The following is a 22,886-nucleotide window of genomic DNA, read 5'->3' on the forward strand; positions in this document are numbered from 1 at the left end:
CGTGACCGGCACATGAAAACCCGGCCGAAATACCTGATTTTTCCTTGCTCGCACCGGGGGGGATTGCTAGGCTAGTGGACTTCGTTTTTCGCCCATTTTTTCGCCACTCTGGCGGCAGGGCACGCGACTCCTCAGGAACGGCTCCCCCGATGTTCAAGAAACTCCGCGGCATGTTCTCCAACGACCTGTCCATCGACCTGGGCACGGCCAATACGCTGATCTACGTGCGCGGGCAGGGAATCGTACTGAACGAACCATCGGTGGTGGCGGTACGTCAGGACCGCGCAATCGGCGGTACGCGTTCGGTGGCCGCGGTCGGCGCAGAAGCCAAGCAGATGCTCGGCCGCACGCCTGGCCACATCACCACGATCCGCCCGATGAAGGACGGCGTCATCGCCGACTTCACCTACACCGAAGCGATGCTGAAGCACTTCATCAAGAAGGTGCACAAGTCGCGCTTCCTGCGCCCGAGCCCGCGCGTGCTGGTGTGCGTGCCGGCCGGCTCCACCCAGGTCGAGCGCCGCGCCATCAAGGAATCGGCGGAAGAGGCCGGTGCACGCGATGTGTATCTGATCGAAGAGCCGATGGCTGCAGCGATCGGTGCCGGCATGCCGGTGACCGAAGCGCGCGGTTCGATGGTCATCGATATCGGCGGCGGCACCACCGAAGTGGCGGTCATCTCGCTCAACGGCATCGTGTACTCGCAGTCGGTGCGTGTGGGCGGCGACCGCTTCGATGAGTCGATCACCAACTACGTGCGCCGCAACCACGGCATGTTGATCGGTGAAGCCACCGCCGAGCGCATCAAGCTGCAGATCGGCTGCGCCTATCCGCAGGACGTGGTGCAGGAGATGGAAATCTCCGGCCGCAACCTCGCCGAGGGCGTGCCGAAGATGATCAAGATCAACTCCAACGAAGTACTCGAAGCGCTGCATGAGCCGCTGTCGGGCATTATCTCCGCGGTCAAGCTGGCGCTGGAGCAGACCCCGCCGGAACTGTGCGCCGACGTCGCCGAGCGCGGCATCGTGCTCACCGGTGGCGGCGCGCTGTTGCGCGACCTGGACCGCCTGATCTCCGAAGAAACCGGCCTGCACGTGCAGGTGGCCGATGACCCGCTCACCTGCGTGGCCCGCGGTGGCGGTCGCGCGCTGGAGCTGGTGGACATGCACGGCAACGAGTTCTTCGCGCCGGAGTGAAGCTTTCGGGATTCGGGAGTCGGCATTGGGGATTCGCAACGCGTGTCCCGGCCTTCGGCCTTGACCGATTGCGGTACAGCCCTGTTTGTCTAACGCTTAGTCGTATCGGGGGCAGCCGACTGCTCCTCGAATCCCCAATCCCGACTCTCAAATCCCGGCCTTAAAGTGCCCTCCTACGCCGGTCCTCCCGTCGCCTCCCGTCCTGGCGAAGTCACCTCCACGCTGCGCCTGCTGGTCTATCTGGTGCTGGCGATCGTGCTGATCGCGCTCGATAGCCGCGGTAGCTGGCTGAGCCAGCTGCGCATGCAGGCCAATCTGCTGATCCAGCCGATCTGGGCGGTGGCCGGGCTGCCGGGGCGGATCGGTTCGCAGGTGCGCGACAACGCCGCCACCCACGCGCAGCTGGTGGAAGAAACTCGCTCGCTGCGCAATCAGCTGTTGGTGGCCAATGCGCGCCTGACCCGGCTGCAGACCGCCGCGCTGGACAACGCGCAGCTGCGCGAACTGCTCAACGTGGCCGAGCGGCGCGGCCTGGACGTGCAGCTGGCGCCGATCCTGGATATCGACCTGGACCCGACCCGGCAGCGCCTGTTGCTGGATGCCGGCAGCCGCGATGGCGTGCTGATGGGCCAGGCGGTGATCGATGCCGGCGGCCTGATGGGGCAGGTGATCGAAGTGACGCCGCTGCATTCGACGGTGCTGTTGCTCACCGACCCCGACCACGCGGTTCCGGTCAGTGTCGCGCGCAACGGCGTGCGGCTGATCGTCTACGGCCGTGGCGACCGGCTCGAACTGCGCGACATCCCGCTGAGCGCCGGCGTGCAGGTGGGCGATGAGATCGTCACCTCTGGCCTGGGTGGCCGCTTCCCGGCGGGTTTCCCGGTCGGCAAGGTGTCCGAGCTGCATCCCGACGACACCCACGCCTTCCTGGTCGGCGAACTGACCCCCGCCGCCAAGCTCGATCGCGGCCGCGACGTGTTGTTGCTGCGCGCCGGTAAACCGCTGCGCGTGGTGCCTGGGGCCGGGAGTGGGGAGTCGGGAGATGGGATTCGCAACGGCAACGGCAACAGTGTCGAGGCGGCTGCGGCCAGCGCGCCAGCGAGTGCGCCGGTGACCGCAACACCACGCACGCCGGCGGCCGGAGTTTCCAACACAGCGATTGATCCGGCACGCCCGACGGCCGAAGCGGCATCGGGCACCGGCACCGCGCCGCGTGCACGGTCCGCGTCGACATCTGCTGTGCCCGCCGCGCAGCCGGCCCGCGCGCCAGCGTCCGTCCGTCCTTCAACCACGCCGGCCCGCCCCCCCGCGTCGAACGCATCCAACAGCCCGATTCCCGATCCCCGTCCGGCTTCGCCGCAGGGCGTGCGGGCGGCGGGAACAGGGAATGGCAGCGGCGCGCAGACGCCAGCTGGCCGTGCGAGCGGTGCGCGGCCGCCGCAGAACGCCGCTCCTACCGATTCCCCACTCCCGACTCCCGATTCCCGTCCGTCTCCACCGGAGACGGACCAATGACCCGCATGCGCAACACCTGGATCCTGCCGGCGAGCTTCGTCATCGCGTTGGTGCTGGGGCTGCTGCCGCTGCCGCTCGTGGTGCAGCCGCTGCGTCCTTACTGGCTGGCGCTGGTGCTGGCGTACTGGGTGATCGAAGAGCCTGACCGGGTCGGGCTGGGCATCGCGTTCGTGGCCGGCGTGCTGGCCGATCTGCTGTACGGCGGGTTGCTCGGCGAGCAGGCGCTGCGGCTGGTGATCATGACCTTCATCCTGCAGCGCTTCCGCGCGCGGATGCGCTTCTTCCCGGTCTCGCAGCAGGCACTGGCGATCGGCGGGCTGCTGCTCAACGACCGCATCGTGTCCTCGGCGGTGCATCTGGCCGTGGGCGAGCCGACCCTGCCGTGGAGCTACTGGTGGGCGCCGCTGCTGGGCATGGCGCTGTGGCCGCCGCTGTTCGTGTTGCTGGATGCGGTGCGGCTGGGCAAGCGGAGCAAGAAGTAAGCCATGCACGGGCGTCGTCACCCCAAGAACCCGCATGCGGAGGCCGAGCAGTTCCGCCGGCGTGCGGTGCTGGGCTTTGTGATGGTGGTGGTGTGCCTGGTCGGCCTGGGCGGCTGGTATTTCAAGCTGCAGGTGCTCGACCACGAGGTCTACGCCACCCGCTCGGAAGCCAACCGCATCAAGCCCAAACCGGTGGTGCCCGGGCGCGGCATGATCTACGACCGCACCGGCCGGCTGCTGGCCGAGAACGTGCCGGCCTTCCGTCTGGACGTGACCCCCGACAAGGTCACCGACATGGCGGCCATGCTCGCGGCGCTGGGCAAGGTGATCCCGATCGCGCCCGAGGATCTGGAGCGCTTCAATCGTGAGCGCAAGGCGCGCCGCAGCTTTCTGCCGGTGACGCTCAAGCTGCGCATGAGCGATGAGGAAATGGCGCGCTTTGCAGTGGAGCGCTGGCGCTTCCCCGGCGTGGAGCTGGAGCCGTATCTGACCCGGCGCTATCCGTTCGGGCCGTTGTTCGCGCACATCATCGGCTACGTCGGCCGCATCGACGAAAAAGACCTGGCGGTGCTGGGCGAGGGCAATGCCGCGCTCACTCACATGGGCAAGTCCGGGCTGGAGCGCTATTACGAGCAGGACTTGCGTGGCCAGGTCGGCTACGAACAGGTCGAAACCAATGTGCAGGGCCGGGCGATCCGCACCGTCGGCCGGGTCGCGCCGCAGTCGGGCGCGGACCTGCGGCTGTCGGTGGATGCCGATCTGCAGCGCGCAATGGTGGCCGCATTCGGCGAGCACGAAGGCGCGGCGATCGCCATGGACCCGCGCACCGGCGAGATCCTGGGCATGGTCAGCCTGCCCAGCTACGACCCCAACCTGTTCGTCAACGGCATCTCGCACACCGACTTCCGCATGCTCAACGACAACCCGTCGCGGCCGCAGTTCAACCGGCTGGTGCTGGGCGGCGTGGCGCCGGGCTCCACGCTCAAGCCGCTGATCGCGCTGGCCGGGCTGGATAGCGGCCTGCGTCGGCCGGAAGACCGGGTGTTGTCCACCGGCATGTTCTATCTACCTGGCGTCAGCCGCGGCTGGGGCGACTCGCACCGCGGCGGCCATGGCTGGACCGATCTGCGCAAGTCGATCGCCCAGTCGGTCAATACCTATTACTACCGCTTGGCGGTGGACATGGGCATCGAGCGCTTCGACCACTACATGGGCGGGTACGGCTTCGGCGCGCCCACCGGCGTGGACCTGCTCGGCGAAATCGGCGGCATCCTGCCGTCGCCGGCCTACAAGTACAAAACCCGCAAGGAGCGCTGGTACCCCGGCGATACCGTCAATATCGCCATCGGTCAGGGCGACTGGAAAGTGACCCCGTTGCAGCTGGTGCGCGGCATTTCGGGGATCGCCAGCGGCCTGCTGCAGCGCCCGCATCTAGTGCTGGAAGAGCGCACCGGCTTCGATCATCCGTGGCAGCCGATGATCCAGCCGCCGGGCAAGCCGATCAGCCCGAATCCTGCGCACGTGCAGGTGGTGCGCGAGGGCATGATGGACACCATGCGCCCCGGCGGCACCGGTTATGCCATCACCCCCGGTGCGCCTTACCTGATGGCCGGCAAGACCGGCACCGCGCAGGTGGTCAGCCGCAGGGGTGTGGCGGCGGTGGACCCGCGCAGCCTGCCGATGCATTTGCGTCACCGCGGCCTGTTCGTCGGTTTCGCACCGGCCGACAACCCGGTCATCGCGGTGGCGGTGGCGGTGGAGGGCGGCGGCTTCGGTACCAGCTCGGCGGCGCCGATTGCACGCAAGATCTTCGACGCCTGGCTGCTGGGCAAGATGCCCGCCGGTCTGGAGCCGCTGGACAGCGAGCTCGGCATGACTGCCGTGGGCGTCAACCAGTTCGAGGCCGGCGTCACCGATGCGCGTGCGGCCGGCGATGCGGCCGCGGCCACGCTGGCCGAGTTGCCGGTGGTGATCGGCCAGACCGCCGTGGCATTAGATCCCAACACCCCGGCGCAGCCGGTGGTGCCGGATGTACCGGACGCGGTGCAGGAGATCGACCATTGAGTGACATCCTGCGCTGGCTGGTGGACATGGTGGCGCGCTTCACGCGCAGCCTGGACTGGTTGCTGTGCCTGGCGCTGGGCGCGCTGATGGTGATCGGCCTGTCGGTGCTCAAGAGCGCCGGCGGCTCCGCCAATGGCGATCATCTGGTGATGGCGCAGGGCGTGCGCTTCGTCATCGGCCTGGCCGCGATGTGGGGCATTTCGCGCATGTCGGTGCTGCGACTGCGCGCCTGGACCCCGTGGGTCTACGGCTTGTCGATGCTGCCGCTGCTGGCGGTGTTCGCACTGGGCACCGGTAAGTACGGCCGCCAGTGGCTGGATCTGAAACTGTTTTACCTGCAGCCGGCCGAGTTGTTGAAGATCAGCCTGCCGATGATGGCGGCCTGGTATCTGCATCGCATGCCGCTGCCGCCGCGCATCTCCACCGTGTTGGTCACCTGCATGATCATCGGCGTGCCCACTGCGCTGATCATGCTGCAGCCGGACTTCGGCACCGGCGTGCTGATCGCCGCCAGCGGCGTGTTCGTGCTGCTGTTGGCTGGGCTGCCGTGGTGGTGGGTGGCGGTGGGCGTGGGTGGTGTTTCGGCGGCCGCGCCGGTGGCCTGGTTCTGGCTGCTGCGGCCATACCAGAAGGACCGCATCATGATGTTTCTCAACCCGGAAAACGATGCGCTCGGCGCGGGCTGGAACATCATTCAATCCAAGATCGCGATTGGCTCCGGCGGCTTTGACGGCAAGGGCTGGGGACTGGGTTCGCAATCGCATCTGAACTTCATTCCCGAGCAGACCACCGACTTTGCGTTTTCGGTGCTCAGCGAAGAATTCGGCTGGATCGGCGTGGCCACCGTGCTGACCTTGTATCTGATCGTGATCGGTCGCTGCCTGTGGATCGCCTCGCAAGCGCGCGACACCTATTCGCGGCTGATGGCCGGTGCCACCGGGCTGGCGTTCTTCGTCTACGTGCTGGTCAACGGCGGCATGATTTCCGGCCTGCTGCCGGTGGTCGGTGTGCCGATGCCGCTGATGAGTTACGGCGGCACCTCGGCGGTGTCGCTGCTGGCCGGATTGGGCCTGGTGATGGCGGTCAAGGCGCATCGTCCTGTGCATGGGTATTGAGCCGGCGTGTCGTGCGGCTAACGGCAGCTGGCAGAACTACTGCGCTCACCACAGATGGGTGCGGCCGGCGTTCTGGTTCCCACTCGCACACCACCAAGCGATGAGGGCATTGCGCCCTCGACCGACTAAAGCTTTTGACCTGAGCTTCTAGCTGCATCTAAAACCGCTACCGCTCAACCAGTGTGTCGAAGTGATTCGACAGTGCGGATGGATCAGTTGTAGAGCGGGTGATCTGCTGCTTGGCTGCAGGGCCCTTGCCCGCCCACCGCCGCGGGACACGCCGCAAGTACGTCCATGTAGGCTCTTCTGCGGCATCCATGCCGCATAAGGTCCCGCGGCGGTGAGCGGGCAAGGACCAGTCGAGATGGTCGGTGCATGGTGCGAGCAGTGCATGTTGCGCGGCTGGTCGATGAGGTGCGGTCTGAGGAGCTCCTTTCGATCCGAGCGAGTCACTGCTGTCCCGACATCGCTGCACGCGTCAACGAAAGCGCATGTGGCCAACACGTTGCCGCCATCGCTACAGCGTTCGAGTGATTTTGTTGGTCGCTTTAAGCATGGCGCGCCGCATGCGCCACACGCATGCGACACGCACATGTCACGCAGCTGACGCTTCGCAAATCGCGCACCGTTCTGCGCGCTGCGTTGCAATGCCGACACACCGTCGCGGTGCCGCTTCGTTCGCGCGGTTCCGGGTTCGCTTGCCTTGCGCATGTGCGGTGATTGCTCCGTAGAGTCCGTCACGCCGCTGAGTTTGCCGCGGCCGGGTCGCGTTGCTTCAGCAGGCACGCGCCATTCCTCTCTCAGGTGATCTTCTTCATGAAATTGCTAACCGCCGCCATCGGCGGTGTCTGTCTTACGCTCGCCGCACAAGCCGGCGCCATCAACCTTGCAACGGGCGATACGCGCGCGGTCTCCGAGCCGGCGATTCCTGCCACCTGCCAGCCGGTGAGTGCCAGCCACACGCCGAGTGGGCGCCTGTTCGACGCTGCATCGGAAAGTGCGCCGCCGGATACCAAAACCATCCAGGCCGCACTGACCGCCTGTACCGGCAAAAACGGCAGCGTGCTGCTCAAGGCCGGCACCGGCACTGCGTTTCTCAGCGGGCCGCTGTCGATTCCCACCGGCGTCACCTTGGTCATCGATCAGGGCGTCACCCTGTACGGCTCGCGCAATCCGGCCGACTACGGCAGCGGCTGCGGCACTGCCGGTGCCAAGAGCGGTGGGTGTCTGCCGTTGATCAGCGTCAAGGGCCTCAAGTCGGGCGTGATGGGTGTGCGTACCGGTGGGCGCCAGGGCACCATCGACGGCCGCGGCGATCTGCCCATGCTCGGCAAGAACACCACCTGGTGGGAATTCGGCGAAAACGCCAAGAACGCAGGCCAGGTGCAGAACAGCCCGGACCTGATCAAGGTGCAGAACTCCAACACCTTCACCCTCTACAACGTCAATCTGATCAATGCGGCGTACTTCCATTTCTTCGCGCATATCGTCGATGGCCTGACCATCTGGGGCGTGCGGGTGAAGTCGCCGGCCACCAGCCCCAACACCGATGGTCTGGACCTGGACAGCGTGGTCAACGCCAGCCTGGTCGATAACGATGTGATGGGCGGCGACGACTGCGTGGCGATCAAGACCATTGCCTCCAAGTCCGGCAACATCAGCGTGCGCGACAACCGCTGTTACGGCACCCACGGCATCTCGATCGGCAGCGAAGTGATGTCCGGGGTCAACAATGTGCTGATCGAAAACAACGCCATCACCTCCACCGACGATGCCGGCAACCGCAGTACCGACAACAACGGGCTGCGCATCAAGACCAGCATCGTCAAGGGCGGCCCGGTCAGCCTGATTACCTATCGCAACATCTGCCTGTTCGGGGTGACCAGCCCGCTGGTGATCAACCCGTTCTATTCGACCGGTGGTAGCGGGACCAAGCCCAGTTTCAAGGAGATCGTGGTCAACGGCTTGCGTACCACGGGCGATGTTGGCCTCAAGGGCAAGGGCTGGATCCTGAAGGGCTTTGATGCGCAGACGCCGCTGGATCTGGTGCTGGCCAATCTTGCGACAGGCAACACTGCCGTCACTGCCAGCAATGCGCAGATCGGGCTGGTCAACAGCGATCTGACCGCCGAAAAGTTGGGCGCCGGCGTCACTACCGCCCCCGTGCAACTGAGTGGCGCGATCCCGACCTGCTCGACGGCACCGCGTTTCCCGGCACTGTGATCGATCGGGCGTGGCCGGCGTTTCGGCTGCGCCTGATTTTTTTCGAATGCCGTTTGCGAAAAACGATGCAGCGCCGAGAGGTGCTGCATCGTGGAGACTGAGGGAATCCCCGACTCCATCGCAGCGGACACATCCGGGCCTGCATGGAGGTTTTTTTGTGCTGCGCCCTGCAGCTGAGCGTCCTGCGAGCTTGTGCCGATGCTGCGGCATGCCTTGACTTCGGCTAAAGCTCTTTCGTTTCATGGTCTTATTGCCAGAAGTTCATCTGGTCTCTGTTACTCTCGGCCGATGATTCGACGCACCCTGACCTGCCTGCTCACCCTCGGCCTTGTCGCCTGCGCGACCCAGCCCAGTCCTCCGACCCCGCCGCCGGCCGCCAGTTCGCCCCCGGCCAAGCCGCCGAGCGCGCCGGTCGCGCCCGCCAGTGCGGCCGCCGAAGCGCCCGCGTTGCCGCCGGTGGACCTGACCCCGGTGCCGTTCGAGATCGCACGTGCCAATTTCGTGCGCGACACCGCCGCCAAGTACGGCCTCGACGCCGCGCAAATCGAAGCGGTGCTGGCGCAGGCGCAATTCAAGGACGCCATCGTTACTGCGATGTCGCGGCCGGCCGAGCGGGTCAAGCCGTGGAACGAATACCGGCCGATGTTCATCACCCAGGCGCGTATCGATGGCGGCCGCAAGTTCCTGGCCGAGCACCGCGCCGAACTGAGCAAGGTCGAAGCGGCCACCGGCGTGCCGGCACAGGTGATCGTGGCCATCATCGGGGTGGAAACCAGCTATGGCAGCAACGCCGGCAAGTACCGCGTGCTGGATGCGCTGTACACGCTGGCATTCCGTTATCCGCGCAGCGGCGACCCGGCCAAGCTCGAACGCGAAGTGCGTCGCGAGCTGTTCTTCCGCGATGAACTCGGCCAGCTGTTCGCGCTCGGCAAGGAAGAGCAACTCGATGTCACCACGCTGATCGGCAGCTATGCCGGCGCGATGGGCATGGGCCAGTTCATGCCGTCCAGCTACCGCCAGTTCGCGGTGGATGGCGATGCCGACGGCAAGCGCAATCTGTTCACCGACCACAACGACGTGTTCGCCTCGGTCGCCAATTACTTCGTCAAGAAGGGCGGCTGGGTGCGCGGTGGTCAGGTCGCGGTACCGGCCACGCTGGCCGCCGGCCACGAGGAATTCAATCCCACCGACTGGTCGCCGGTGTACACGCTGGCCGATCTGTCGGCGCGTGGCTACCACCCGAATGCGCCGGTCGTGGCCGGCAGCACGGCGACGCCGATCACCCTGGACGATGCCAACGGCAAGCAGTACTGGCTGGGCTTCCAGAATTTCTACGCGATCACCCGATACAACATTTCCAAGATGTACGCGATGGCCGTGTTCCAGCTGTCCGAGGCCATCGCCGGCAAGGAGTTACCCCCGGCATGAACAGCATGACAGGCCCCAAATGGCTGATCCCGATGGCGCTGATGCTCGGCCTGGCGGCCTGTAGTAGTGCACCGAAGAAGAGTTCGGGCAGCGCAGGCAGCGGCGCGATCAAGGGCGTCAAGGTCGAAGGCAAGGGGCCGGCGTATGTCGCCACCGGATGCCCGTCGAGCTCGCCGTATGCGGCAGCCAAGGAAGATCCGTCCACGCGTGGCGATTACACCGCCGGCGGCCTGTACAAACCCGGCGTCAAGGACACCACCCCGGACCATGTGCCCAACGTGGCCTGCATTCCCGAGCCGCTGGTCAGCAACGAGCCGCGCTCGGCGGTGGGCAATCGCTCGCCGTATGAAGTGCTGGGCAAGCGCTACGTGGTGATGGACAACCCTGGCGACTATGTCGAACGCGGCACCGCCTCGTATTACGGCAGCAAATTCCACGGCCGGCTGACCTCCAACAAGGAGGTCTACGACATGTACGCCTTCACCGCCGCCCACAAGACCCTGCCGCTGCCCAGCTTCGCCTTGGTGACCAATACCGACACCGGCGACTCGGTGGTGGTGCGCGTCAACGACCGTGGCCCGTTCCACGACGGCCGCGTGATCGATCTGAGTTACGCCGCTGCGGTCAAGCTGGGCATCACCGGCAAGGGCACCGGCAATGTCGAAGTGCGCGGCCTGACCGAAGCCGACAACGGCAATCTGCTGGCCAAGCGCCGCAATGGCGTAGTACCTGTCGCTACCGGCGTTGCCGCAGCGCGGCCGGCCTCGGGCGGCAGCCAGATCGATGGTCTGGTGCAGCGTCTGCCCAACGGCACGGTTGCTCCGCGCGCGGTGGCGGCAAGTTCGGCTGCCGTGCCGGTGGCGACATCGATCGCCGCCGCGCCGGTCACTGCGGCAGGTGAGCGTTGGCGCTATCACGTGGCCGATTCGCGCCAGCCCGGCAATCCGGACAATTTCGATGCGTGGATGAAGTCGCAGGGCGTGCGTGTTGCGACCGGCAAGCCGGCAGCTGTTGCGCCGCGGCCGGCATCGGCCACGGCATCGACGCCTGCACCTGCCGCACCGGTGGCGGTCGCGGTGGTCAAGCCTGCAGGCAGCGCGCCGCTACGTGCGACCAAGCCCGAACCGGTGCCTGCCAAGGCGCCCAGCGTTGCCGAGACCGCACTCGGCGACATCCTGCTGCAGGTCGCCAGCTTCGCCAGTCGCGAAAACGCCAATCGTGCGCTGTCGCAGCTGGCCTCGGCCGGCATCGCCGGTGCCAGCGTCAGCGACATCGTCAGTGGCGGGCGCACCCTGTGGCGCCTGCGCGTCAATGCACGCGACCACGCCAATGCCTCGGAAATCGCCCAGCGCATTGCCGGGCTGGGTTTCGGGCGCCCGCAAATCGTCGCCAATTAAGCGTTGCGTCTTAAGCGCAGCGATCAAGGCAGCCGTCCAGTCGTCGACTGGCGCGGCCGGCAGGGCTGGCGCACGGAATCGGCTAGCCCACTCGCTCACTCTGGATGCAGCGTCGCCTGCCTCGCTCGATCCCGACGCGCGCTGCTGCAGGCATTCTCGGCCCGCACGGTTACGCCAACGCTGAACTCTGCAAGCGTGCATGCCCTGCGGCGCGTCGCCTTGATCGCCGTCGCACCTTACAATTTCGCATTACCCAGCCTTCGGGCCCGTCAGGAGTCGTTCTTCAATGAAATTCCGCTTCGCCGCCGCTGTCGTGGCCACGTTCGCCTTCGGCCTGGTCTGCGCCCAGACACCTGCGCCGCAGCCGACTCCCGCAGTGGCTGCTGCGCCGGCCGCCGTGCCGGTTCCGCCTGCACCCGCGCCGGCCGTGTCCAAGTCCTGGATCCTGATGGATTACGCCACCGGGCAGGTGCTGGCCGGTGAAAACATCCACCAGCAGCTGGCGCCGGCCAGCATCACCAAGGTGATGACCTCCTACGTGGTCGCTGCCGAGATCAAGAACGGCAAGGTCAAGCGCGACGACCAGGTCATGATGAGCGAGCGCGCCTGGCGCGAGGGCGGCGCCGGCACCGACGGCAGCTACAGCGGCTTCCCGGTCAACCAGACCGCGCGGCTGGAAGATATGGAAAAGGGCATGGCGATCCAGTCCGGCAACGACGCCGCGATCGCCTTGGCCGAGCATGTCGCCGGTAGCGAAGAAGCCTTCGCCTCGCTGATGAACAGCTACGCCGCCAAGATCGGCATGAAGGATTCGTACTTCGTCAACGCGCACGGTCTGAGCGCCGAAGGCCATCACTCCACCGCCTACGATCTGGCCATGCTGGGCCGCGCGATGGTGCGCGATTACCCGGAGACCTACGCCTACAACAAGATCAAGGAATTCCAGGTCGGCACCATCAAGCAGAACAACCGCAATCTGCTGTTGTGGCGCGACCCGGCGGTGGACGGCATCAAGACCGGCCACACCTCCGAAGCCGGCTATTGCCTGCTGAGCTCGGCCAAGCGCGGCGATCAGCGCCTGGTGGCGGTGGTGATGGGCGATTCGTCCGAGCGCCAGCGTGCCGACGACAGCCTGGCACTGCTCAACTGGGGCTTCCGCTTCTTCGAGACCCACAGCCTGTACGCGCCCGGCAAGGTCGTGACCAAGCAGAAGGTGTGGAAGGGTGAGCAGGACGAAGTGCAGCTGGGCGTGGCCCAACCGCTGCTGGTCAGCCTGCAGCGCGGTCGCTACAACGACCTCAAGCCCAGCATGGAAGTGGCCAAGAACCTGCAGGCCCCGATCAAGAAGGGACAGCAGATCGGCACCGTCAAGGTCAGCCTGGACGGCAAGATCATCGCTCAGGCCCCGCTGGTGGCGATCAACGCCGTCGAAGAAGGCGGGTTCTTCAAGCGCCTCTGGGATGCGTTCTGGATGTGGTGGGAATCTGAGTGAGCAAAGAAAAAGCCGGCTTTCGCCGGCTTTTTCTTTGCGGGGATTGGAGATTCGGGATTGGCAAAGGCGAGAGCAGGAGCGAAGCACCAGCAGCCCGCTCTTACGAATCTCCAATCCCCAATCCCGATTCCCAGCCCTCAAAGCATCCGGCTGATCGTGAAACTGCCATACACCGGCGTCTCGCGCTGGGTATCGAATTCGCGGGTGCGGTGATAGCGAGCGATGGCGAATTTCCAGCGGCCGTACATCACCGCCAGGCCGTAACCGACGTCGCCGACGAACGCGCGCTTGTCCACGCTGTGGCTGCTGCGGAAGGTGTTGCCGTCCAGGGTGATGTCGCGCAGTACCCAGCGCGCATCGGTGGTCACGAACAGATGGCCGGACCAGCCGCTGGCACGTCCGAGCCGGCTGGGCGCGGTGTTCTCGCCGGCCGGGCGGGTCGGGGTGCTGCCGAAGTCGTCCGGCAGCTTCCAGCCAAAGCGCGCTTCGCCGCCGGCATTCAAGTGCGTGGCCATGTTGCCGACCGCGCCGCCCCAGTGCGAAATGAAATCCCAACCAAAGCCGTCTGCATTGACCGCCGCATCGCCCGGCCAGCGGCGCATGCGCTCGTGCACCAGATTGATCAGCGGCTCGTTGTGCAGCTGATTGTCCCAGCCCTGGAATTTCTCATCGCCCAGCGCATCGTGGATCGCATCCTGCGCTTCCTGCGCAAACGCCCACGGGCCGACCACGCCGATCTGCAACTGGGTCGTGCGCAGGTGCGCATCGTTGCGCGCGTTGTAGCCGAAGCTCGCCAGCAGGATGCCCGCATACGGGCGATCGTCGGGAATCACATCGCGCCGGGTGGAATCGGTCGGCGTGAAGATTCCCTGGCCAATCGAGAACACCATGTTCTGCTGGTCGAACTCGCCCGGATGCAGACGTTCCAGATAACCGTTGACCCAGCGTGCGGTGCGCGGCAGGCAGGGGTCGTCGGTGTAGTCGACCAGGTTGGGCGACACCAGCGTCAGCACCGCGCCGTTGGAATAGCCCTGGTCCTGATCCTCCCCGCCGAACAAATCGTTGTCGACCCGGAAATTCACCGCCGGCGGGGTCCTTCCCAGCCTGCTGGAATCGCATTGATCCGCCGCCAGGGCCGGCATCGACAGCCCGGTGAGAGAAAGCAGCAGGGCAGCAGACAACGCGCGCGGTCGAAGCATGGAGGGCCTGGAAAGGTAGGAAAGGACGGTGTTCGGCAAAGGTGCCTGCGGCCGCTGCTGCGCCGCGTGAATGTGCCGGGAGCTGGAGCATTCTCTGCCTGTGCTGTCCTGTAGAGAACTATCACCAGCAAGTAGATGTGTTTGGTCCGGGACTGTAATGGCAGTGTTTTGCTAAAACGTTGGGGCTGCTCACCCGGCTGTTGGCAGCAACAAGCTCATCAGTCCGACAGCTGAAGGCTTGGGTTTGCCCGCCAGCGGCCCGATAATGGGCGGATGGAAATCAGCTCCGACAACCCCGATCACGGCTTCCAGTTTCCCGGCACCTTCGAGCTCACCGCCATGGGCGCGGCCGAACGCGGGCTGGAAACCGAACTTCCGCGTCTGCTCGCCGCGACTGGCGTCGAGTTGCTGGAAGAAAGCATCAGCTGGAAGCACTCGTCCACCGGCAAATACGTGTCCATCCGGATCGGCTTTCGCGCAGAGGACCGGGCGCAGTTCGATGCCGCCCATCAGGCGCTGCGCGAACACCCGGAAGTGAAGTGGACGCTGTAGCGGCCGAGCCTGTGCTGGCAGCGGTTCCGATCCTGCCGGCACAGCTGCGCGATCTCGGCCGCCAGGACTACGCGCCGGTGTGGCGTGCGATGCAGCGTTTCACCGATGCGCGCAATGAACACACTGCCGACGAAGTGTGGGTGGTCGAGCATGCGCCGGTGTTTACGCTGGGCCAGGCCGGCAAGCCCGAGCACGTGTTGGCAGCTGGCGACATCCCGGTGTTGCACGTCGATCGCGGCGGCCAGGTCACCTATCACGGCCCCGGCCAGTTGGTGGTCTATCCGCTGCTGGACCTGCGCCGGCTCAAGATCGGCGTGCGCGATTACGTGTGCAAGATCGAGCAGGCGTTGATCGACACCCTGGACGAATGGAACATCGTCGCCGAGCGCCGCGATGGCGCGCCCGGCGTGTACGTGGGCGGGGCCAAGATCGCCGCGCTCGGGATCCGGGTGCGGCGCGGCTGCACCTTCCACGGCTTGTCGTTCAACGTGGCGATGGATCTGGAGCCGTTTCACCGCATCAACCCGTGTGGCTACCAGGGCCTGCAAGTGACCTCGGTGCTAGACTTGGGCGGCCCTTCCGGGATGGACGCCGTCAAGGCGGTGCTGCTCGATCAGCTGGCGCGCCAGTTCGGTCTCGTGTTGCAGCCTGTTTCCGCATTGCCCGACCTTTCGCTTCCGGCCTGAGCGCCCGTTATTGCCATGACCCAGCCTATCGCCCGTTCCATCCCCTTGCAGGTCGTCTCCGGCGACACCGCCGCGCCTGCGCCGCTGCAGACCGGCGTCAAGCAGATCGGTGGCGACAAGATCAATCGCTCGCCGGTGCAGTTCGTCGATGCGCCGGTGCTGCGCAAGCCTTCTTGGATTCGCGTGCGGATTCCGTCCGGCAACGCGGTGCAGAACCTCAAGGCCAAGCTGCGCGAAAACCGCCTGGTCACGGTTTGCGAAGAAGCCAGTTGCCCGAACATCCACGAGTGCTTCAGCCACGGCACCGCGACCTTCATGATCCTGGGCGAGGTGTGCACGCGGCGCTGCTCGTTCTGCGATGTGGCGCACGGCCGGCCCAAGCCGCCGGATGCAAACGAGCCGGCCAGCCTGGCGACTACCGTGGCCGATATGGGCCTGAAGTACGTGGTGGTGACCAGCGTGGATCGCGACGATCTGCGCGACGGCGGTGCGCAGCACTTCGTCGACTGCATTTCGGCCATCCGGGTCAGTTCGCCCAAGACCCGCATCGAGATCCTGACCCCGGATTTCCGCGGCAAGGGCCGCATGGACCGCGCGCTTGAGATCCTGGCGCTGAGCCCGCCCGACGTGTTCAACCACAACATCGAAACCGTGCCGGACCTGTATCCGAACGTGCGCCCCGGTGCCGATTACCAGTGGTCACTGACCTTGCTGCAGCGCTTCAAGGCGCAGCACCCGTCCATCGCCACCAAGTCCGGCATCATGCTTGGCCTGGGCGAGACGATGGAGCAGGTGCAGGCCACCTTGCGCGACCTGCGTGCGCACGATGTGGACATGATCACTATCGGCCAGTACTTGCAGCCGACGCCGCACCATCACCCGGTGATGCGTTACTGGACGCCGGAGGAGTACAAGGCGCTGGAAGACTACGGCAATGCGCTGGGCTTCAGCCATGTCGCCTCCGGGCCGATGGTGCGCTCGTCGTATCACGCCGACCGGCAGGCAGCTGGCGCTGGCGTTGCGGCCTGAGGTCAGCACTGGCAGTCGAGCAAGCCACGCGGCCCTGCGCTCAGCGCGGGGCCGTGTCGTATCCGGCCCATGCACAGTCGGCTGCAGGGTACGGTCGCGTTCACAATCCGCTACAGGCCCGGCGCTAGGCTGATTCAGCAGCGGATGACAAGGCCAGCAACTTTCGGCACTGTCATGCTGTCTGATCCGTTCACCGCCTTCCTTTCATCGGCCCCGTGCCGAGAGCCATTCGATGACCTACAACGTTTCTACGTCCATGAAGGCCGGCCTGCTGGCGCTGGTGTTGACCACTCCGATGGCCTTGCTCGCACGCGCCGATACGGCGTTGCCGGCGGCAGCCACGCCCGAACAGGCCACCGCGACTAAGCTGGTCTACGGTCTGCTCTCTGACAGCCGCTATGCCTACCGTCCGCGCACGCTGGACGAGGCGATGTCCAAGGACGTCTTCAAGCGCTATCTGGAAACGCTGGACGGCAGCAAACAATTCTTCACCCAGGCCGACATCGATAGCTTCGCGCCGTTGCAGACGGGCGTTGGCGATGCGTTGCGTGGCGGCAATCTGGAGCCGGCGTTCCAGGTGTTTTCGGTCTACAAGAAGCGCGTCGATCAGCGCGTCAAGTACGCGCGCGACCTGCTCAAGCAGGACTTCGATTTCTCCGGCACCGACAAGTTCGAGTACGACCGCAAGGACGTGCCGTGGGCGGCAGACGACAAGCAGCTGGACGTGCTGTGGCGGCAGTCGGTGATGAACGATTGGCTGCGCCTCAAGCTGGCCGGCAAGAAGCCTGACGACATTCGCAAGACGCTGGACAAGCGTTATGTCTCGCTGGCCGATTCGGTCAAGCAGTTGAAGGGCGAGGACGTGTTCCAGTTCTTCGTCAACGCCTATACCAATGCGGTCGATCCGCACACCGATTACTTCACCCCGCGCACCGCCGAGACCTTCAATCAGCAGATGTCGCTGTCGCTGGAAGGCATCGGCGCGCAGTTGCAGAAGCAGGACGACATGGTGGTGATCCGCGAGGTGATCCCGGGTGGTCCGGCGGCAGTGGATGGCACGCTCAAGCCGGGCGATCGTATCGTTGGCGTGGGCCAGGCCAAGAATGGCGCGATCGAGGATGTGATCGGCTGGCGCATCGACGATGTGGTCGCCAAGATTCGCGGCAGCAAGGACACCCAGGTACGCCTGGAATACATTCCGGCCGAGTCGGGTATCGACGGCAAGCACCGCACCGTGACGCTGACCCGGCAGAAGGTGCGTCTGGCCGAGCAGGCCGCCAAGGGCGAGACCATTACGCTGCCGGCCAAGGGCAGCGAGCCGGAGCGGCGTATCGGCATCATCAAGTTGCCGGGCTTCTATCAAGATTTCGAAGGCCGTCGTCGCAACGCCGCCGACTATGCCTCTGCAACACGCGACGTGGCCAAGCTGCTGGCCGGCTTCAAGACCGACAAGGTCGACGGCGTGGTGCTGGACCTGCGCAATAACGGCGGCGGTTCGCTGGACGAAGCCATCGAGCTTACCGGCCTGTTCATCCAGCAAGGTCCGGTGGTGCAGGTGCGCGAATCCGGCGGCCGCGTCACCGTCAACGGCGACAGTGATCCCAAGGTGGCATGGGACGGCCCGCTGGGCGTGTTGATCAATCGCGGTTCGGCATCGGCATCGGAGATCTTTGCCGGCGCCATCCAGGACTACGGTCGCGGTCTGGTGATCGGCGAGACCAGCTTCGGCAAGGGCACGGTGCAGAACATCGTTGATCTTGATCGGTGGCCGGCTGCCGAAGGTCAGCGCTATGGTCAGGTCAAGCTGACGATTGCGCAGTTCTTCCGCGTCAGTGGTTCCAGCACCCAGCACAAGGGCGTGGTGCCGGACATCGCATTCCCGGCCAGCGTGGATGCCACCGAGTTCGGTGAGAGCACCTATGACAACGCGCTGCCGTGGACACGCATCGCCGCCGCGCCGCATACCCAGTACGGCAACTTCGCGCCGCTGTTGCCCAAGTTGCAGGGCCTGCATACCGCGCGTATCGCCACCGACAAGGAATTCCAGTGGTGGGAAGAAGACGTCAAGCAGTTCCGCGATGAGAAGGCCAAGAAGTTCATCTCGTTGAACGAAGCCGAGCGCGTTGCCGAGCGTCAGAAGCAGGATCAGCAGCGCAAGGATCGTCAGCAGGTGCGCAAGCAGCTGGGCCTGCCGCTGGACCCGCTTGCCGAGGACAGCGACGACGGCTTGACCGGCAACGAGCGCGACATCGTCAAGGACACCGCACGCGAAAAGGCCGCAGAAAAGCGTCCGGATCCGTTGTTGCACGAATCGGCCGCGATCATTGCCGATGCGCTGGGCCTGCTGTCGCAGGACCAGCCGTTATCGGCGCAGGTGTTGCCGCAGTCGACTGCGCCGGGACGTTGGGCTGATTGATCTTGGTGGGTTGTTCGTAGTGCAAGAAAAAAAGCCACCGCATGCGGTGGCTTTTTTTTGATGCCGACTAAGAGCGGCTCTGAGAGCGGATGACCTGTGGTTTTGCTGCAGGGCCCTTGCCCGCCGACCGTCGCGGGACACGCTGCAAGTACGTCCTTGAAGCTCTTACGCGGCATCCATGCCGCGTAAGGTCCCGCGATGGTGGGCGGGCAAGGACCAGTGGAGGTGGTCGGTGTGCCTGGTTGCGAGCGGTGCCTGTGCGGGCGTCCAATGGCGGGCAACCTGATCGGCTCTTTTCGATCCGAGCAAATCTCCGCCATTACCAACATCCCCTTCAGTACATTGATGGTGATTGGGGGATGCGCTTGCCTGCGATGAGGCTTTAATGGTCACGCGCAATGGCACGCAGGGACACTCCCTCAGGTCGGCAGGGCAGGGCTGTCGCGATGTCACTGCGGCCAGGAAAGTTCGGCCAGCACCGGATAGTGGTCTGACGGCAGCACGCCGCCGGGGCGCTGATCCAATGTGGAAAAGCGCGTGGGTGTGAGGCCGCGGAACAGGATCCAGTCGATGCGTCGGGTCGGGTGGGTGGTGAAATCCTGGAAGGTTTTCTCCGGGCCTTGCCGCTTGGTGGCATGTGCGCGTGCATCGCCAAGTACAGCGGTGAGCGTGCGGTAGGTGCCGTTGTCGGGATCGCTGTTGAAGTCGCCGGTCACCACCACCGGAATGCCGGCAGGCAACGTTGCGATGCGTGACAGGATCACGCGTGCGCTGTGTTCGCGCGCTGCTTCGTCCTGATCGCGGTGAGCGAAGTGGGTGTTGAACAGATAGAAGCGACGCTTGTCGCTGCGGCGTTCGAACAGCGCCCAGGTGGCCATGCGCGGCAGGTCGGTGTTCCAGCTGCTGCTGCCGGGAATTTCAGGCGTTTCGGACAGCCAGAAGTCGCCCGATTCCACCACGCTCAGGACACGGCTGTCGTAGAACACCCCCATGTGTTCGTCGCTGCCATCGGCGCGGCGGCCTTTACCGAACCAGCGGTAATCGGGTAATTGTGCTGCCAGATACTGCGCCTGTTCTTTCACCAACTCTTGCGTGCCGAAGACGTCGGGGTGCGCTTGTTCAATCAGCGCGACCATCGCCGTGCGACGGACCTCCCAACGTTTGTCGCCATCGGTATCCACCGGCACGCGCACGTTGAACGACATCACGCGCAGTGGTGCGGGCGCAGGCGCGGCCAATGCAGGCAATGCGATGCACAGCACTGCGATTGCAGCGAGCAAGCAACGTGACACGACGCGAATGGATTGGCGTGTGGATTGGCGTGGCATACAGGCGAATTCCTGATAAGGGCAGACTGCCAAGTCTAGTCAGCTGGCATGACCGATAGATCACTTTGCATCGATGCATCGCAGGCTTGACGCCGCCGCACATCGGCGTAGCATTTGCAGCAAGCCAACGGATAGACCGCTGGCTGACCACTCAACCGTGAGGGATTCTCATGGCAACGCAGTACGACTATCTCGTGTTTATCGGGCGTTTCGAGCCCTTTCATAACGGCCACGCCGCCGTCGCCCGCCACGCGCTGGGCAAGGCGAACAAGCTCATTGTGTTGATCGGCTCTGCCGACACGCCCCGCACCATTCGCAATCCGTGGACCGTTGCCGAACGCGCGGTGATGATCGAGTCCGCGTTGCCGGGCGAGAGCGACCGGTTGATAGTGCGACCATTGCGCGACCATCTTTATAACGAAAGCCTGTGGATTGCCGACGTGCAGCGCCAGGTGGCCGAGGCGGTGCATGCCGACGGCGGCACGCTCGATGCGCGGGTCGGCCTGATCGGCATGGACAAGGATGCCAGCAGTTATTACCTGCGTGAGTTTCCGCAGTGGCCGCTGGAAGATGTGCAACACACCGCCACGCTCTCGGCCACCGAGTTGCGCCGCTATCTGTTCGAAGCCGGCGAAATCGGTTTCCATGGTGGCTTGCTGATGTTGCGCGGCAATGTGCCGGCGCCGGTGTACGACATGCTGGAGGCGTTTCGGCGTAATTCCCCGAGCTACGCACAGTTGGTGGCCGAATACCGTTTTATCGAGCAATACCGCGCCGCGTGGAAGGATGCGCCGTATGCGCCGACCTTCGTCACCACCGATGCGGTGGTCGTGCATTCGGGCCATGTGTTGCTGGTGCGTCGTCGCGCCGAGCCGGGTAAGGGGTTGTGGGCGTTGCCGGGTGGTTTCATCGGCCAGGACGAAGGTCTGCTGGATGGCTGTCTGCGCGAGCTGCGCGAGGAAACCCGGCTCAAGGTGCCTGTGCCGGTGCTCAAGGGGTCATTGCGGGGGCGCCAGGTGTTCGATCATCCCGAGCGCAGCCTGCGTGGACGCACCATCACCCATGCATTCCATTTCGAATTTCCGGCCGGCGAGTTGCCCGCGGTACGCGGCGGCGACGATGCCGACAAGGCGCGCTGGATTCCGATCGCCGAAGTGATGGCGATGGGCCCGCGCTTGTACGAAGACCATCTGCATATTCTTGAATTTTTCCTGGGCCGTGGCTGAGAGCGACACCACCTGCTGCGTGCTGCTGCTGACTATCAAGCAGCCGCTCGCACCGTGTGTCGGCTTGAACCATGACCTCCCGCCGGCGGATAGACCGCTGGTTCACTCGACGCGAAGGAGCTTCCGTCATGCATTACCTCGATAACCTGCTGCTCAACACCGACAGCTACAAAGCCAGCCACTGGCTGCAATACCCGCCCGGCACCGATGCGGCGTTTTTCTATGTGGAATCGCGCGGTGGCGTGTACGACCAGACCGTGTTCTTCGGCCTGCAGTCGATCCTGAAAGAAGCCATCAACCGGCCGGTGACGCACGCCGATATCGACGATGCGAAGGAACTATTGGCCGCGCATGGCGAGCCGTTCAACGAAGCCGGCTGGCGCGATATCGTCGACCGCCTTGGCGGGCAGCTGCCGATCCGCATCCGCGCCGTGCCCGAAGGTGCGGTGGTGCCCACGCACAATGTGTTGATGACCATCGAATCCACCGACGCCAAGGCGTTCTGGGTGCCGTCGTATCTGGAAACGCTGCTATTGCGCGTGTGGTACCCGGTGACGGTGGCCACGGTGAGCTGGCAGGTGAAGCAGATCGTGCGCGATTACCTGGAGCGCACCAGCGACGACCCGGAAGGACAGCTGCCCTTCAAGCTGCATGACTTTGGCGCGCGTGGCGTGTCCAGTCTTGGCTCGGCCGCCCTCGGTGGCGCGGCGCATCTGGTGAACTTCCTCGGCACCGATACCTTGTCGGCGTTGTTGCTGGCACGCGCGCATTACCACACGCCGGTGGCGGGGTTTTCGATTCCCGCCGCCGAGCACAGCACCATCACCAGCTGGGGCCGCGAGCGCGAGGTGGATGCGTATCGCAACATGCTCACGCAATTCGCACGGCCCGGTTCCATCGTGGCGGTGGTCTCCGACAGCTACGACATCTACCGCGCCATTCGCGAGCATTGGGGCACCACCTTGCGCGAAGAGATCATCGCCTCCGGCGCGACGGTGGTGATCCGCCCCGATTCCGGCGACCCGGTGGACGTGGTCGAACAGTGCCTGGTGCTGCTGGACGAAGCCTTCGGCCATCAACTCAACGGCAAGGGCTACAAGGTGCTCAACCATGTGCGAGTGATCCAGGGCGATGGCATCAATCCGCAATCGCTGCACGCCATTCTCGAACGCATCACTGCCGCCGGTTATGCCGCCGACAACGTCGCCTTCGGCATGGGCGGTGCGCTGCTGCAGAAGGTGGACCGCGATACGCAGAAGTTCGCGCTGAAGTGCTCGGCGGTGCGTGTGGACGGGCAATGGATCGATGTCTACAAGGACCCGATCACCGACAAGGGCAAGCAGAGCAAGCGGGGGCGTCTGACCTTGCTGCGCGACCGCCGCGATGGTCGTTACCGCAGTGCATTGCTCGACGAAGTGGCCGCCAGCGCCGACAGCGAAGATGCGCTGGTGACAGTATGGGAAAACGGCGTCATGCAGCAGGAATGGACGCTGGAGCAGGTGCGCGCACGTGCCGACGCCGCGCGTCGCTGACGTTTA

General features: G+C 65.0%; 17 protein-coding genes. 15 read left to right on the forward strand and 2 right to left on the reverse strand.

The window, feature by feature from the left end; all coding sequences use genetic code 11:
• Positions 1–149 precede the first annotated feature (149 nt).
• The 9 genes from AC1KVG_RS16910 to AC1KVG_RS16950 all read left to right on the forward strand — a co-directional run bounded on the left by AC1KVG_RS16910 (position 150) and on the right by AC1KVG_RS16950 (position 12,912).
• Positions 150–1,196, forward strand: a complete 1,047-nt coding sequence (locus tag AC1KVG_RS16910) for a rod shape-determining protein (protein WP_023905168.1) — start codon at positions 150–152, stop codon at positions 1,194–1,196.
• Between the two features lie 165 nt (positions 1,197–1,361).
• A complete protein-coding gene (mreC, locus tag AC1KVG_RS16915; RefSeq protein WP_481095157.1) occupies positions 1,362–2,711 on the forward strand; it encodes a rod shape-determining protein MreC in 1,350 nt (449 codons plus the stop codon).
• Positions 2,708–3,193 carry a rod shape-determining protein MreD gene (gene mreD / locus AC1KVG_RS16920; protein WP_006451888.1) on the forward strand — a complete coding sequence of 162 codons (486 nt, stop codon included), beginning with the start codon at positions 2,708–2,710 and terminating at the stop codon, positions 3,191–3,193. The genes mreC and mreD overlap by 4 nt, the downstream gene beginning before the upstream one ends.
• Before the next feature lie 3 nt (positions 3,194–3,196).
• The gene (gene mrdA, locus AC1KVG_RS16925) at positions 3,197–5,257 is read left to right on the forward strand and encodes a penicillin-binding protein 2 (protein ID WP_481095158.1); all 2,061 of its coding nucleotides are present in this window, start codon (positions 3,197–3,199) and stop codon (positions 5,255–5,257) included.
• Entirely contained in the window at positions 5,254–6,372 is a 1,119-nt protein-coding gene (rodA, locus tag AC1KVG_RS16930) for a rod shape-determining protein RodA (protein ID WP_481095159.1), read from the forward strand. The genes mrdA and rodA overlap by 4 nt, the downstream gene beginning before the upstream one ends.
• A gap of 816 nt (positions 6,373–7,188) precedes the next feature.
• Entirely contained in the window at positions 7,189–8,595 is a 1,407-nt protein-coding gene (locus AC1KVG_RS16935) for a glycoside hydrolase family 28 protein (protein WP_104549589.1), read from the forward strand.
• 288 nt (positions 8,596–8,883) lie between these two features.
• A complete protein-coding gene (mltB, locus tag AC1KVG_RS16940; protein ID WP_481095160.1) occupies positions 8,884–10,023 on the forward strand; it encodes a lytic murein transglycosylase B in 1,140 nt (379 codons plus the stop codon).
• Complete coding sequence (locus tag AC1KVG_RS16945; RefSeq protein ID WP_481095161.1) at positions 10,020–11,420, forward strand: septal ring lytic transglycosylase RlpA family protein; 1,401 nt, start codon at positions 10,020–10,022, stop codon at positions 11,418–11,420. Before mltB ends, AC1KVG_RS16945 begins: the two co-directional genes overlap by 4 nt.
• A gap of 286 nt (positions 11,421–11,706) precedes the next feature.
• Positions 11,707–12,912 (forward strand): D-alanyl-D-alanine carboxypeptidase family protein, encoded by a 1,206-nt coding sequence (locus AC1KVG_RS16950; RefSeq protein WP_074058295.1) that lies wholly within the window; start codon positions 11,707–11,709, stop codon positions 12,910–12,912.
• Positions 12,913–13,049: 137 nt separating this feature from the next.
• On the opposite strand, the gene AC1KVG_RS16955 is transcribed toward AC1KVG_RS16950, so the two are convergent.
• The gene (locus AC1KVG_RS16955) at positions 13,050–14,111 is read right to left on the reverse strand and encodes a lipid A deacylase LpxR family protein (RefSeq protein WP_074058294.1); all 1,062 of its coding nucleotides are present in this window, start codon (positions 14,109–14,111) and stop codon (positions 13,050–13,052) included.
• 273 nt (positions 14,112–14,384) lie between these two features.
• Between AC1KVG_RS16955 and AC1KVG_RS16960 the strand changes: the two genes are divergently transcribed.
• From AC1KVG_RS16960 to AC1KVG_RS16975, 4 genes are all read left to right on the forward strand, one after another.
• A complete protein-coding gene (locus tag AC1KVG_RS16960) occupies positions 14,385–14,663 on the forward strand; it encodes a YbeD family protein (protein ID WP_006449336.1) in 279 nt (92 codons plus the stop codon).
• Positions 14,651–15,349, forward strand: coding sequence for a lipoyl(octanoyl) transferase LipB (gene lipB / locus AC1KVG_RS16965; protein WP_481095162.1), 699 nt, complete (start codon positions 14,651–14,653; stop codon positions 15,347–15,349). Before AC1KVG_RS16960 ends, lipB begins: the two co-directional genes overlap by 13 nt.
• Positions 15,350–15,364: 15 nt before the next feature.
• A complete protein-coding gene (gene lipA, locus AC1KVG_RS16970) occupies positions 15,365–16,378 on the forward strand; it encodes a lipoyl synthase (RefSeq protein ID WP_024939683.1) in 1,014 nt (337 codons plus the stop codon).
• Positions 16,379–16,634: 256 nt separating this feature from the next.
• Positions 16,635–18,794, forward strand: coding sequence for a carboxy terminal-processing peptidase (locus AC1KVG_RS16975; RefSeq protein ID WP_481095202.1), 2,160 nt, complete (start codon positions 16,635–16,637; stop codon positions 18,792–18,794).
• Between the two features lie 449 nt (positions 18,795–19,243).
• On the opposite strand, the gene AC1KVG_RS16980 is transcribed toward AC1KVG_RS16975, so the two are convergent.
• Positions 19,244–20,122 (reverse strand): endonuclease/exonuclease/phosphatase family protein, encoded by an 879-nt coding sequence (locus AC1KVG_RS16980; protein ID WP_481095163.1) that lies wholly within the window; start codon positions 20,120–20,122, stop codon positions 19,244–19,246.
• A 170-nt stretch (positions 20,123–20,292) separates the two neighbouring features.
• Between AC1KVG_RS16980 and AC1KVG_RS16985 the strand changes: the two genes are divergently transcribed.
• The gene (locus AC1KVG_RS16985) at positions 20,293–21,348 is read left to right on the forward strand and encodes a bifunctional nicotinamide-nucleotide adenylyltransferase/Nudix hydroxylase (RefSeq protein ID WP_481095164.1); all 1,056 of its coding nucleotides are present in this window, start codon (positions 20,293–20,295) and stop codon (positions 21,346–21,348) included.
• 128 nt (positions 21,349–21,476) lie between these two features.
• Entirely contained in the window at positions 21,477–22,880 is a 1,404-nt protein-coding gene (locus AC1KVG_RS16990; protein WP_481095165.1) for a nicotinate phosphoribosyltransferase, read from the forward strand.
• Positions 22,881–22,886 lie beyond the last annotated feature (6 nt).

The sequence above is a fragment of the Xanthomonas sp. NCPPB 3959 genome (assembly GCF_056675575.1).